Below are 13,343 nucleotides of genomic sequence, written 5' to 3' on the forward strand. Positions count from 1 at the left end.
CTCCCTTAAATATCGCTCCGCGATTGCTCGATCCGCTTTGCGGAGTGGTCGCGCTGTCGTTTCAATCTCATTTCCCGGATTTTCTTCGAAAAACTGTAATCGAGCAGCGGGTGGATACTCCACTCTCAGGGGGCGTCTGCCGCGCGCGGAACAGCGTCGTGCGGCGCCGGGTGGCTAGTCTGCCCGCACGCCGTCGTCGCGAAGGGCCGTGGTTCTTCGGCAGGTGTGCCGGGCGTTGCCGCGTGCGCGGTGGCCGGCGCCTGGGTGGCGCTGGGCTACGGTCTGTTGTTCTCGCCCGATAATGCGCAGGTTTGGGGAGACCTGGAGGCCGGCGGACGGTTCGCCGCCACCATATTTGTGTACCTGCCGTATTACGTCACCACCCTGCCTGTCGCCGTCGTGTTCGTCCACGGGCGCTGGGGAGATCCAGACCTGCTGTGGCCGCTGGCGGCGACGACCGGTGGCATCGGGCTCTTCGCCTAGTGGGTGAGCGGTCAAGTACCACCTGGTCCAGGCCCAGCCGCAACTCCTGACCCCCGTCGTGTGGTGCTCCGTCGCCGATGCGGTTGCTGCCGTGTTGCTGGGTGTGGCGGGCGCGACGTCGCTCGCCCGGCGAATTCAGCCAGTCACCCGCTGAGCGCGGTCGGCGCGGCGACGAACCGTTTCCGACTTTTCTTCGTGATTGCCGGAAACGGCGCGATATCCCCTGCTGGCGCGGAAGAATTGCGGCCACGGAACACGAGAGTCGGGGGCGTTCGATGGGGCTGTGGCGACGGATGGCGCTGGTCGTGGTGTCCGTCGTGGCCACACCGCTGGTCATCGGCGGATGCACCACCGAGCGCAAGGCCCCCGTGCGGCTCGCCGAGGGGGAGGTGCCGGCGCCGGAGTTGACTCTGACGCCCGCCGACCGGTCCCGCGACGTGCCGGTCAGCGCCGAGGTCACCGCACGGGTCGCCGGCGGAAAGGTCGTCGTCGTACGCATCGCCGACGACAAGGGCATGCTGGTCAGGGCGGAACGGCGGGAGGACGGCTCGGCCTGGGTGCCCACCGTCGCGTTGCGACCGCGGAGCACCTACACCGTCGAGGTGATCGCCGTCGGCGACGCCGGCCGGACCACCACCCGTACCACGAGCTTCACCACGATGCCGACGTCGACGAAGCCGCAGGTGGCCAGCACGCTGTACTTCGCGGACGGCCGGACGTACGGCACGGCCATGCCGGTGACCATCGGCTTCGATCCGCCCATCGCCAGGGCGGCCCGCGCCGACGTGCAGCGTCGGCTGTTCGTCACGACGAACCCACCGCAGCGCGGGGTCTGGTCCTGGCTGGACGACGGCAGTCAGGTCTACTACCGCGCCCCCGACTTCTGGCGACCGGGCACCACGATCAGCGTCCGCGCCGCTCTGGAGGGTCTGCCGATCGGCGAGGACCTCGTCGGGGACGCCGACCGCACGGCGACGTCCCGGATCGGACGGCAGGTGGCACTCGAGGTCGACAACGCCACCAAGCAGATGCGCGTGCTGCGCGACGGCAAGGTGATCCGCAGAATCCCGGTCAGCCTGGGCAAGTCGAGCACCCCGACGTCCAGCGGCAAGATGGTGATCATGGAGAAGCACCAGCGCACCACCTTCGACACGCGCGGCGAGCCGAACGGCGGCTACGTAGTGGACGTCGAGGACGCGCAACGGCTCACCTGGGGCGGTGAGTTCATCCACGGAGCTCCCTGGTCCGTGTCGGATCAGGGACACCGCAACGTATCGCACGGCTGCACGAACATCTCGCCGGCCAACGCCGACTGGCTGATGAAGGTCACCCAGATCGGTGATCTGGTCACCTTCACCGGCACCGAGGTCCGGCTGCAGGCGGGCAACGGCTGGACGGCCTGGAACACCAGCTGGGAGCAGTTCGTCAAGGGCAGTGCACTGCCCGTACCCGCTGGTCCTCGGCCGGCCCCGCCCGCGACGCCGCGCCCGGGCACGGTCGCGGGCGGCTCGCCGACGCCGGGGCCGACCGGCTGAGCCGGCAGGCGACTATCGCCCGGTCGGGGCGTAGAAGGCGCTCGGATCGTTGGCGAGGGACGCCTTGACGTACGCGCTCCACTCGTCGGCGAGGACCTCGATCCGGCCGGCTTCGATGCCGTCCAGAGCGACGCGTACGACGTCGGCGGGGTCCATCTTGTCGCCCTCGTAGTGGGCCATCATGTCGGTGTCGGCGGCACCCAGGTGCAGGCCGCTCACCAGGGTGCCCTGGCCGGCGAGTTCGAGCCGGATGCCGTTGGTCAGGCTCCACTCGGCCGCCTTCGCCACGCCGTAGGCGTTGGCCCCGTCGTAGGAGAACCACGACAGCGCGGACAGGACGTTGAGGATCGCCCCTCCGCCATTCGCGCCCAGCACCGGTGCGAACGCCCGGACCATGCTCAGGGTCCCCCAGAAGTGCGTGTCGAGCTCGGATCGGATCTTGCCCAGGTCCCCGTTCACCAGGTTGGTGAAGGTGGTGATGCCGGCGTTGTTGACCAGAAAAGTGACGTCGGACGCGACGGCCGCCGCCTGCTCCACGGAGCTTGGGTCGGTGATGTCCAGCCGAAGCTTCTCGACACCGGGAATGTCGATCTGCTCCGGGTTGCGGGCCGTGGCGTACACCTTGGTCACGCCGCGCTCCAGCAGCTGTCGGGCGAAGTGCCGGCCGAGGCCACGGTTGGCCCCGGTGACCAGTGCGATCGAACCGTTGATCTGCATGACGTGTCGCCTCCTGGCGTGTTTCAAGGACGAGCGGTACGTGAGCTACGCTAAAACCTGACGTGAACGTGAGGGACAAGGTCGTGTGGCGGGCGTCACCGGCCGGGGGAGGATCCATGCGCATCGGCGAACTCGCCACGGCGGCCGGGGTGTCTGTACGCGCCCTGCGCTACTACGAGGAGCAGGGCCTGCTGACTGCCGCACGCAGCAGCGGCGGGCAGCGTCACTACGGCGACGACGCTGTCGAGCGGGTGCACCTCATCCAGACGCTGTACTCGGCCGGCCTGTCCAGCCGCACCATCCTGGACCTGCTGCCCTGCGTCGACGCGAAGGTCAACACGCCGGAGTCCCGGGCGCTGCTGCGCGCCGAACGTGCCCGCATCGATGAGCAGATCAGCCAGCTCCGCAGCGCGCGGGACCGGCTCGACGCGGTCATCGCCCTCAGCGAGAGCCCGGCCAGCGGATGCACCCACGTGGAATTTGCCGCCGCACTGGCGGCGTAGCGGGTCGACGGCGCGACCGGTGTCGGTGGCCGCGCCCGCACCGGGACGGTCCGGCGGCGCTCAGATCGGGGCCAGCTCCGGCACACCGAAGTGCTGGTCGAGGACCTGCATGGCGGCGCCCGCCGCGATGGCGTCCGCGCCGAGGCTGGACACTGTCACCGTCGTGGTGAGCCAGTCCGCGCGTCGCGCGTCGGCCCGCACGGCAGCGGTCACGGCCGCGAGATAGGTCTGCGGATGCCGTAGCAGGTCCGCGCCGGCCAGCACCACGTGGGCGAGATCGAGGGTTTGCAGCAGGTTCACCACCCCCACCGCCACGACGTGGGCGGCCCGGGCGATGTCTCCGGCCTCGGCGGCGTGACTGTGCACGATCTCCAGGCACCCGTGGCGACCGCAGACGCAACGGGGGCCGTCCAGGTCGACGACCGTGTGGCCGAATTCGCCCGCGTTGGTGTGCGCGCCCCGGTGGGCGGTGCCGCCCAGCCAGAAGCCGCCACCGATACCCGACTCGATCATGATGAGGGCCGCGTCGCCGAACGTCGCGCCGTGCCGCCAGGCCTCGGCCGTGATCCCCGCGGTGACGTCCTTGTCCAGGTGGACGGGCAGGCCGAGGTGCTTCTCGGCGATCTCGCGCAGCGGTACGTCGTGCCAGTGCCGCAGCCCGTGGGCGCCCCGGACCAGGCCGTTGGCGTGGTCCAACGGACCGATCATGCCGATGCCCACGCCGGTGACCCGGTCCCGCACGTCGCTGTCGCCGGCGATCGCCCCGATGCCGGCAGTCAGGGCGTCGAGAAGCTGCTCGGGGGTGAAGTCGCCGGGCAGCGGACTGACCGCCGAGTGGCGCACGGCGCCGGCCAGGTCGACCAGGACGAGACGCAGTGTGCGCCGGGCCACGTGGGCGCCGATCGCGTACCGGCTGTCGGGAACGATTTCGTAGACCACGGCGGGCTTGCCGATGCCCGTGCGACGCACACCGGCGGGACGGATCAGGCCGTCACCGGTCAGGCGTGCGATGACCTTGGAGACCGCCTGTGGCGTCAACCCGGTGGCCTCGACCACCGTCGACCGCTCGAAGGTCCGCGCGGTGCGCCCCAGTGCCATGACCCGCGCCTGGTTGTAGCCGCGCAGGAACGTGACGTCGGCAGTGATGCGGGTCATCTCACCACTCTATTACGCAACGCTGTTGCTAAATTTTTTCGGTGATCGGGATGAGCAGGGGACGACGGGTGGCGGCGCTGGTGGCGTTGGCACTGGGTGGTGTGGCGATCGGTCTGACCGAGTTCGTGGCGATGGGCCTGCTGCCCGACATCGCGCGCGGCCTACTTCCGGGGGAGTACGCCCGGTCGTCCTCGGACGCCGTCGCCCGCGCCGGCTGGATGATCACCGCGTACGCGCTCGGCGTGGTCGTGGGCGCGCCCCTGATCGCCGCGCTGAGCGCACGCCTGCCGCGCAAGAAACTCGTGCTCGGACTGCTCGCGCTCTTCGCCGTCGGCACCGTCGCGTCCGCGATCGCCCCCACCTTCGACCTGGTGCTGGTGGCCCGGTTCGCGGCGGCGTTGCCACACGGCGCGTACTTCGGCGCGGCCGGCCTGCTCGCGGCCACCCTGATGGGCCCCGGCAACGAGGCCCGTGGCTTCGCCATCGTGCTCAGCGGCCTGACCGTGAGCAACGTGGTCGGCGTACCCCTCATCACGCGGCTCGGGCAGGCGGCCGGCTGGCGCGTCGCGTACCTGATCATCGCCGGTGTTTTCGTGCTCACCCTGCTGGCGGTCCTGGCGGTCGTCCCGGAGGTCGCCGCGGCGGTCGACGGCTCACCCGCCGCCGAGTTGCGGGCGCTGCGGACCTCGCAGGTCTGGCTGGTCGCCGCGACCGGCGCGGTCGGCTTCGCCGGTTTCTTTGCGGTGGACACCTACATCGCGCCGGTCACCACCGACGTCGCCGGTCTCTCGGCCGCGACGGTGCCCTGGGTGCTGGTGGCGGTGGGGCTCGGCATGACCGTCGGCAACGCCCTCGGCGGCTGGTTGGCGGACCGGGACCTGCAGCGCAGCATGGTCATCGGTTTCGTCGCGATGATCGTGAGCATTGCGACCTTCAGCCTCGTCGCGTCGACAGCAGTCGGCCTGTTCGTGGGCGCGTTCCTGGTCGGCGCGACCAGCCTCTATCTCGGGCCGGTCCTGCAGGCCCGCCTGATCACCGTCGCCCCCGGAGCGCAGCTGATGGGCGCCGCGCTCAACCAGTCGGCGATGAACATCGCGAACAGCCTGGGCGCGGCCCTGGGCAGCGTCGCCATCGCCGCCGGCCTCGGTTACCTCGCACCGGCCTGGGTGGGCGTGCTCCTGGCGGTCGTCGGACTGACCCTGGGAGTGGTCAGCTTCGCGGTCGGGCGGCGCGCGGGCGAGCGGACCCCGGCCACCGTCGCGGGCTGAGGTGGCCGGGCCGCTGTCGCGGGCTGAGGTGGCCGGGCCGCCCGTCGGGCCGGTCAGAAGTCGTCGACGCCTACCGTCACGCGGTGGGCGCTCGACCTCCAGTTGGGCACGTTGATCACGTCGTATCCGCCGCCGCGTTGGCCCACGGTGATCCGCACGAGGCCGAGCTGCGCCGGTGCCGCCGGGATGAACAGGTCCATGCCGGTGATGAAGGTCTGGCTGAAGAACTCCGGCAGGGGGGCGGTCAGGTCGCTGACGCCGTCGCTGCCGTCGTCGAACGCGAAGATCGCGATCGTCCGCTTGACCCGTGGCGCGTTCGCGGCGTTCAGGACGTCCCGGCCGTTGATCCACAGGTGGTCGCCGGCCTCGCCCTGGTCGCCCCACCACTCCTTCTGTCGTTGGATCGTCAGCGCCGTGTGCCGGTCGCTGGTGTCCACCAGCGCGCCGAGCCCCTCGCCGGGCACGCTCGTCGCGAGGCGTACGAACGAGTCCGAGCGAAGGAACGGCTGGAAGTAGAAGTGGTGCGTCGGTGCGCCGGAGCGCACGATCGCGAACTCGTAGCGGGCCGTGGCGAGCACCGGAACGGGACCGAACGAGCCGTCGCCACTCAGTGCCAACCGGTGCGTGGGTCGGTGGGACAACCGACCGCCGGTCAGGGAGTTGACCGGATAGACCTCGAGCGTCGCGTCGGTGACGCCGGCGTTGCTCGGAAAGAGCACCGCGCGACCGGAGACCCGGGCGGTGCCGAAGAGCTGGGGCGTGATCCGTGTCGTGTGCGGCGCCCGACCTCGCAGGAACCGGAAGATCTCGCCGAACGACTCCGGCGACGACACTGTCTGCGTGTGGGACTGGTCCGGGAGGTGCACGTTCGTCGCGCCGACGACGGCGCGGGACGGGTCGCCCTCACCCCAGATCGCGAGGGTGGGCACACCACCGGGCAGGGAGGCGGCGGGGCGCCCGTCCAAATTCACGTAGTGCGCGACCCGGGCGGCGCGCGCCGGTGAGCTGTTGAGATAGCCCTGCATGACGAAGGTGCCCAGGGAGTGCGCGAGCAGGTCGACCCGGTCCGCGCCGCTCGTCGCCAGCAGCCGGTCGATCCGTGCGTCGAGCCCCGCGTACACCTGGGGCAGGATCGTGGCGATGTTCGGCGAGTCGTACTCGTGGGCCTCGATGACGCCGATCGGGTAGCCGTTGGCGGCGAGCCGCTTGGCCTGGGACTGGAACTGCGCCGCCGATCCGGCGCTGCCGTGTAGGAAGATCACCGGGCGGTACGTCGGTGTGGCGGCGGCGTCGGCGGCCCGTGGGACGGGAGCGACGGACAGGCCGACCGCGAGGGCGCCCCCGGCCAGTACGGAGAGCAGTCTCCGGCGAGACACGTGCATCGGTCCTCCACCCTGAGCGACGAAGTATCTGCACTGATAGCGCAAGTATCGTGCCAGGGTGCGGCGCGGCGGTCCACACCTGACGGTCGTCGGTCAGTTGACCTCTCTCGCGAGCAGGTCGCCGAGAGAGGCGCGGACCGGATCGGGATTCGACCAACTCCAGTTGGGGTGCGCGCGGTTGGTGAGCAGCGCGAGGACGAGCTTCCGGGCCGGGTCGACCAGGAGTGACGGACCGGCGAAACCGGTGTGGCCGAAGGTCCGGGCAGAGGCGAGCCGGCCCATGAACCAACTCTGGTTGAGCACGACCCCGAGTCCGTGGGCGGCGGTCCGGTTGGGCCGCTCCGGGTCGATCGCTGGTTTCCCGGCGTTCTGGTTGGTGAGCATCCGACGCACGGTCGTCGCGGAGAGGATCTTCCTGCCCTGGTGGGTGCCGCCGTTCAGGAGCATCTGCCCGATGACGGCCAGGTCGCTGGCGGTGGCGAAGATACCGGCGTGCCCGGCCACGCCGCCGAGGTGGTTGGCGACATCGTCGTGGACGGTGCCCCGGAGCAGACCCCGGGACGAGCGGGCGTCGGTGGCGACGAGACGGCCGGCCTTCGCGCTGCCCGACAGCCAGTTGTTCGGGTTGAAGCCGGTGTCGCGTAGGCCGAGCGGGCCGGTGAGGTTGCTCTTGAGTGCCTGGTCGAGCCGCTGGCCGGTGACCTTCTCGACGATCTTGCCGGCGACCATGAGCCCGACGCTGGAATAGCGGAACGTGGTGCCGGGCACCGCGCCGGAGACCAGCCCGGTGGTGAGCACGGCGTTCCAGCGGGCCGTGTTGTCGGCGAGCCCGGTGACCTTCGCGCCGACCGGTAAACCGCTGGTGTGGGTCAGCAGCATCTCGACGGTGATCCGCTCGGTGCCCGCCCCGGTGAAGCCCGGCAGGTAGTCGCGCACCGGCGCGCCCAACTCGACCCGACCTTTGTCGACCTGTTGCAACAGCAGGATGGCCGTGTACACCTTCGTCACCGAGGCGAGGTCGAAGATGGAGTCCGGGCGCATCTCGACGCGCTGGCCCGCCGGCAGCAGTTTGGGCCCGGCGCCGTAGCGCAACGCCTCCCCGACCGCCGTGTGCACAGCCGTCTTCCCGTCGACCAGAACGACGGCGACCGCGCCGGGAAAGCCCTTGTGCTGCACGGTCTGCGGCGTGGCGGGCAGGTGCCGCCGCAGTAGCGCCGTCACCTCCTGCGCGTAGCGGGCCTGGCCGGCGGGCGCGGCACCGCCGCTCGGGGAGGCCGCGGCGCTCGGCGTACCCGACGGCGGTGTGGTCTTCCCGGCCGCGCCGAAGCCCACCCGGTTGCCGGCGGCATCGGTCGCGGTCACCGCGTCACCGGGCCCGGCCACACCGGGATCCGACGCGCCGTTGTCGCCGCAACCGGCGACGGCGGAGGTCGCGGCGGCAAGGCCGGCGACAAGGAGGGTACGACGTGCGACGGGCATGCCGGAGATCGTGACAGCCGGCATCGGCACGCGCCAACCGGCTCGCCCGAACGTCGGTCGTCTCGATCCCGTCGTCCGACATGCGGTCATCTGGCGGACACGGGCAGTTGCCGTTCGGGTGGTTGTGCGACGATCGGCGAGCGTCACGCCGGACGACCGTCCACCGGTCCGCCCGCCCAACGAACGCTGGCGGGCCCGGAGGGCACCACACCCCGTCTCCCTTGGAGAGCACGATGTCCCTCTCCCCATCCCGGGTCTTCGCGGAGCTGAACGTGGCTCGACCCCCTGACCAGCCCTCCCCGTCGATGGGGCGGGCCGTGGTGATCGGCGGCAGTGTCGCCGGCCTGCTGGCCGCCCGGGTGCTGTCCGATCACGCCGACAGCGTCGTCATCATCGACCGGGATGACCCGCAGGCGGCCGGCGCGCGGCCCGGCGTACCCCAGGGGACGCAGCTGCACGCGCTGCTGCCCGGTGGCCTCCTCCAGCTGGAGCGCCTTTTTCCCGGCTTCCGCGACGCGGCGCTGGCGCGCGGGGCGGTCGAGGCGCCGCCCGAGGCGCGGCGCAACTACCTCGACGGTCGCGCCAAGGTCGTCGTCCCGGACGACGCCGACAGCCTGGCGGGCAGCCGGCCACTCCTGGAAGGGCTGATCCGGCAACAGGTGCTCCGACTACCCAACGTCAAGACGGTCACCGCACGCGCCACCGGTCTCGTGTTCGACGGCGCGGCGGTCACCGGGGTCCGCTGCGAGGTCGCTGGGGTGACCGGCGTGGAGACCGGTGACCTCGTGGTGGACGCCATGGGCCGGTCGAGCAGACTCTCGGACTGGTTGGAGCAGGCCGGCTGGGAGCGGCCGGTGACCCGGCGGATGACAGTGCACCTCAACTACGCGACCGCGCTGTTCCGCCGCCCTGAGGCCACCCCGGCCTCGACGGTCGTGCTGGCACTGCACACCCCGAAGATGGCGGTGGATGTGGCCGGGGCCGCGTTCTTCGCCATCGAGGACGGTCGGTGGATGGCGATGATGGCCGGTTACGGCGACCACCGCCCGGGGCGCACCCCGGAAGACTTCGTCCGTCGCCTGCGGGAGCAGTTCCCGCCGGAGTTCGGCGAGGTCGCCGACCAGGAGATGCTGGGCGACGTCCAGACCTACCACCATGCCGACAGCCGCCGACGGGACTTCCACGCGCTGAAGCGGTTCCCGGCCGGCCTGGTCAGCGTCGGCGACGCCGTCGCGTCGTTCAACCCGGTGTACGGGCAGGGGATGACGTCGGCGGCCCTGCACGCGGCCTGCCTGTCGACGTACCTGCGGTCCCACCCGGATCTGCGCGCGCCCGCGCGCCACTTCCTCGCGTTGCAGCAGGTGGTGGTCGACGCCGCGTGGTCGATCTCGACCTCCGCCGACCTGGCGTTGCCCCACGTCGACGGCCCCTACCCGCGCGGCTACCGGATCTCCAGCTGGGCGAGCCGGCAGATCATCGAAGCGACAGTCACGGACGTGGCGACCGCGCGCCGGTTCAACGACGTCGTCTCCATGCGCGAGCACCCACGCTCGCTGGCCCGGCCCGGCGTGCTCCTCGACGCCCTGCGCGCCAACAGACGGGCGCGCTGACGAGCGGCCCGGCGGCCTGCTGTCGAGGCCGCCGGGTCCGCCCGACTAGGGCCTGTTTCATAAGAACTGGCCGGCCTGCGGCGGGCCCGGACGACGCCCGGCGGCGTTGCGGTTTCGTCCGGATACAACACCGGTATCCGGACGAAACCGCGCCTTGCCGGATCGCCGTCCGGACTCCGCCTCGGCTCGACCGCCCTTATGAAACAGGCCCTAGCGGGGGAGCTTGCGGAGGACGTCGACGACGAACCGGTGGTCGTCGAGCTGCGGCAGCCCGGAGACACCCACCCAGCCGACCACGCCGGTGCCCCGGACGCGCAGCGGCACCGCGCCCCCGGCCGCCGCGTACCGCGACGCCGGCAGGCCGAACCTCTCGGCCAGCGTCACCTGCTTGTCCTGGCACAAGCGGGCCATGTACAGCGACGAGTGCTCGAACCGCATCACCACCCGCCCCTTGCGGCGCAGCCACGCGTCGTTGTCCGCCGTCGACCCCGGCAGGCCACAGTGGAACAGCTGGCGCCCCGCCCGCCACACCCCGATCGACACCGGCAGGCGCTGCTCACTCGCGGCGGCGACGGCGAGCATCCCCAGCTCGTACGCGTCCGTCTCGGACAGGCCCGCGAGTTCCAGCTCGCTCTCCTCGCGCAGCAGCTCGTCCAGCGTCGGCCACGGCTCACGGTCAACTGACATGTCGGTTCTCCTCGTTCGGGTGGGCGGGATCAGCGATCACCAGGCACAGGGCGCGTAGTCCTTCAGGAAACAGCCGTACAGGTCCTCGCCCTGCTCGCCGCGGACGATCGGGTCGTACACCCGGGCGGCGCCGTCGACCAGGTCCAGCGGGGCGTGGAAGCCCTCGTCGGCCAGTCGCATCTTCGTCGGGTGCGGCCGTTCGTCGGTGATCCAGCCGGTGTCGACGCTTGTCATCAGGATGCCGTCGGTCACCATCTCCTCGGCGCTGGTGCGGGTCAGCATGTTCAACGCGGCCTTGGCCATGTTGGTGTGCGGGTGCCCCGGCCCCTTGTAGCCGCGGCCGAACTGGCCCTCCATCGCCGACACGTTCACCACGTACTTGCGGCGCGCCGACGCGGCGGCCATCGCCGGGCGCAGCCGGCTGACCAGGACGAACGGCGCGGTGACGTTGCACAGCTGAACTTCGAGCAGCTCGACCGGGTCGACCTCCTGCACCCGCTGTACCCAGCTGTTGACCGAGTCGAGGTCCGGCACGAGGCCCCCGGCGTCGATGGCGGTGGACGCCGCGATCCGCTCCGGTGAGGCGGAACCACTGGTGAGCGCCAGCGCGGTGAGCGCGTGCGGGGTGAGCCCGGCGGTGAGGCTGCCTCCCGTGGCGCCCTGCCCACCCGCCTTGGCGAACGTGATCAGTTCCGGCAGCGGACCGTCCGGCAGGGCTGCGGCCTCGGCGGCGACGAGCTGCGCGTACGCCCCGGGGGAGCGGCGCACGGTCTGCGCCGCGTTGTTGATCAGGATGTCGAGAGGTCCCTGGCTGCTCACCGAGTCGGCGAGGGCGATCACCTGGGCGGGATCGCGCAGGTCGATCCCGACGATGCGCAGGCGGTGCAGCCAGTCCGCACTGTCCGGCATCGCGGCGAACCGGCGGACCGCGTCGTGCGGGAACCGGGTGGTCACCGTCGTGTGGGCGCCGTCGCGCAGTAGTCGCAACGCGATGTACATACCGATCTTGGCCCGGCCGCCGGTGAGGAGCGCGCGTCGACCGGTCAGGTCGGTACGGGCGTCCCGGCGTTCCCGGTTCAGCGCGGCGCAGGACGGGCAGAGCTGGTGGTAGAAGGCGTCCACCTCGCGGTAGCGCTGCTTGCAGACGTAACAGCCGCGGGGATTGTGCAGGAAGCCGGCCGTCTCACCCGCGACCGAGGACGCGAGCGGGATGCCCTGGGTCTCGTCGTCGATCCTCCCGGGAGCGCCGGTGGCGGTGGCCTCCGTCACCGCCCGGTCGGCCGCGAGGATGGCGTCTCGCCGTTCCTCCCGTCGCCGCTGCTTGACCACCTTGTAGAGCCGAGCGGTGGCCCGCTGCACCCGCACCACGTCCGGATGGTCGGAGGGCAGCGCCTCCAACGCCTCGAAGACGCTGAGGCAGGCCTCCAGCCGCTCTCGGTCGATGCCCTGCTGACCACCTTCGCGGTCGAGGCCCTGCTGACCGTTTTCGGTAATGTTGTCCACCGTCATGCGTCGTCGTCTCGTCCCGTATCCCGTGCCGGATCATCCCGGCTGGCCCCAAGTCCGACCCGAAACTGTACGCACCGTGCGCCCCGCGACGCACCTCGCGGCGGTCAGGCGCCGTCCGCGTGCCCGAGACGCCAGTAACCCATGAACGCCACCGCCCGACGGTCCAGACCTCGCTCGGCGACCAGGTGCCGGCGCAGTGTGCGGATGACGCCGGCCTCCCCGGCCAGCCACGCGTAGAGCGGCAGCACCGAGGTCGCCTCCTCGGGAACCTCCCACAGGATCTCGGTGTCCACGTCCAGGTCCGCGACGGCCTGAGTGGCCTCGGACGTGCCGGGGATGAGCAGTTCCTCCGCCGCCGCGGCGACCGCGGGCACCAACCGGCTGCCATGTCCGTCGTGCCCCCGAGGTAGCCAGCGGACCTCGATGCCGGGCGGCGTGATCAGCGGCAGCACGTCGTCGGCGTCCGGCACCTCCAGCAGGACCGTCCCCCGGGCGTCGAGGGGGAGTCGCTCGCAGATGCTGGCGATCGCCGGAACGGCGGTCTCGTCGCCGGCCAGCAGCAGGCAGCTCCCGGCCGAGGGCCGGAACTCGATCCCGCCGTGGTTGCCGTCGAACCCCGCGTCCGGACCGACGATGGCGATCTCGTCACCCGCGCTCACCCGCCGGGCCCAGCGCGTCGCCGGCCCACCATCGCCGTGCAGCACCAGGTCGACGTCGACCTCCGCCAGGTGCGGTCGGACCGCCCGCACGGTGTAGGTGCGCACCGGACTGCGCAGGTGCTCCGGCAGGGCCCGCCACTTCGCGTACCAGTCCGTTCCCCCCGGAAGATCCACCCCGCGCTGGCCGGGCAGCGGCAGCGCCAGCTTGATCCGCTGGTCGTACCCGTTGTCGGCGAAGCGGTCGAGGTCCACGCCGGTGAAGGTCACCCGGGTGAAGGACGGGCTGAGTCGGCGTACCGCGCGAACGGTGACGGTGAACACGCGCCACGGCGCGATGGACAGGGTCTCGGTCATGG

12 protein-coding genes are annotated in these 13,343 nt (G+C 71.2%); 5 read left to right on the forward strand and 7 right to left on the reverse strand.

Going from position 1 to position 13,343, the window contains the following annotated elements:
* Positions 1 to 225 precede the first annotated feature (225 nt).
* Complete coding sequence (locus O7614_RS14840; RefSeq protein ID WP_278139040.1) at positions 226 to 483, forward strand: hypothetical protein; 258 nt, start codon at positions 226 to 228, stop codon at positions 481 to 483.
* 275 nt (positions 484 to 758) lie between these two features.
* Positions 759 to 2,018 carry an Ig-like domain-containing protein gene (locus tag O7614_RS14845; RefSeq protein WP_278139041.1) on the forward strand — a complete coding sequence of 420 codons (1,260 nt, stop codon included), beginning with the start codon at positions 759 to 761 and terminating at the stop codon, positions 2,016 to 2,018.
* 12 nt (positions 2,019 to 2,030) lie between these two features.
* Here the strand turns inward: O7614_RS14845 and O7614_RS14850 are convergent, their stop codons facing one another.
* The gene (locus tag O7614_RS14850) at positions 2,031 to 2,735 is read right to left on the reverse strand and encodes an SDR family oxidoreductase (RefSeq protein WP_278139042.1); all 705 of its coding nucleotides are present in this window, start codon (positions 2,733 to 2,735) and stop codon (positions 2,031 to 2,033) included.
* A gap of 116 nt (positions 2,736 to 2,851) precedes the next feature.
* On the opposite strand from O7614_RS14850, the gene O7614_RS14855 reads away from it, so the two are divergent.
* Positions 2,852 to 3,238 carry a MerR family transcriptional regulator gene (locus tag O7614_RS14855; protein WP_278139043.1) on the forward strand — a complete coding sequence of 129 codons (387 nt, stop codon included), beginning with the start codon at positions 2,852 to 2,854 and terminating at the stop codon, positions 3,236 to 3,238.
* A 60-nt stretch (positions 3,239 to 3,298) separates the two neighbouring features.
* On the opposite strand, the gene O7614_RS14860 is transcribed toward O7614_RS14855, so the two are convergent.
* Positions 3,299 to 4,393: an ROK family protein gene (locus O7614_RS14860; protein WP_278139044.1), complete on the reverse strand. Its 1,095-nt coding sequence runs from the start codon at positions 4,391 to 4,393 to the stop codon at positions 3,299 to 3,301.
* A gap of 50 nt (positions 4,394 to 4,443) precedes the next feature.
* Between O7614_RS14860 and O7614_RS14865 the strand changes: the two genes are divergently transcribed.
* Positions 4,444 to 5,661, forward strand: a complete 1,218-nt coding sequence (locus O7614_RS14865; protein WP_278139045.1) for an MFS transporter — start codon at positions 4,444 to 4,446, stop codon at positions 5,659 to 5,661.
* Positions 5,662 to 5,714: 53 nt separating this feature from the next.
* On the opposite strand, the gene O7614_RS14870 is transcribed toward O7614_RS14865, so the two are convergent.
* Positions 5,715 to 7,043, reverse strand: coding sequence for an alpha/beta hydrolase (locus tag O7614_RS14870; protein WP_278139046.1), 1,329 nt, complete (start codon positions 7,041 to 7,043; stop codon positions 5,715 to 5,717).
* Between the two features lie 93 nt (positions 7,044 to 7,136).
* Complete coding sequence (locus O7614_RS14875) at positions 7,137 to 8,522, reverse strand: serine hydrolase domain-containing protein (protein ID WP_278139047.1); 1,386 nt, start codon at positions 8,520 to 8,522, stop codon at positions 7,137 to 7,139.
* 233 nt (positions 8,523 to 8,755) lie between these two features.
* Between O7614_RS14875 and O7614_RS14880 the strand changes: the two genes are divergently transcribed.
* Positions 8,756 to 10,132 (forward strand): FAD-dependent monooxygenase, encoded by a 1,377-nt coding sequence (locus O7614_RS14880; RefSeq protein ID WP_278139048.1) that lies wholly within the window; start codon positions 8,756 to 8,758, stop codon positions 10,130 to 10,132.
* 210 nt (positions 10,133 to 10,342) lie between these two features.
* Here the strand turns inward: O7614_RS14880 and O7614_RS14885 are convergent, their stop codons facing one another.
* The 3 genes from O7614_RS14885 to O7614_RS14895 form a co-directional block, all read right to left on the reverse strand.
* Positions 10,343 to 10,819: a heme-degrading domain-containing protein gene (locus O7614_RS14885; RefSeq protein WP_278139049.1), complete on the reverse strand. Its 477-nt coding sequence runs from the start codon at positions 10,817 to 10,819 to the stop codon at positions 10,343 to 10,345.
* Positions 10,820 to 10,855: 36 nt separating this feature from the next.
* Positions 10,856 to 12,328 carry an SDR family oxidoreductase gene (locus O7614_RS14890; protein ID WP_278139050.1) on the reverse strand — a complete coding sequence of 491 codons (1,473 nt, stop codon included), beginning with the start codon at positions 12,326 to 12,328 and terminating at the stop codon, positions 10,856 to 10,858.
* Between the two features lie 104 nt (positions 12,329 to 12,432).
* Complete coding sequence (locus O7614_RS14895; protein ID WP_278139051.1) at positions 12,433 to 13,341, reverse strand: siderophore-interacting protein; 909 nt, start codon at positions 13,339 to 13,341, stop codon at positions 12,433 to 12,435.
* Positions 13,342 to 13,343: the final 2 nt, after the last annotated feature.

The organism is Micromonospora sp. WMMD961 (assembly GCF_029626145.1).
In the GTDB taxonomy this organism is placed as follows: Bacteria; Actinomycetota; Actinomycetes; order Mycobacteriales; family Micromonosporaceae; genus Micromonospora.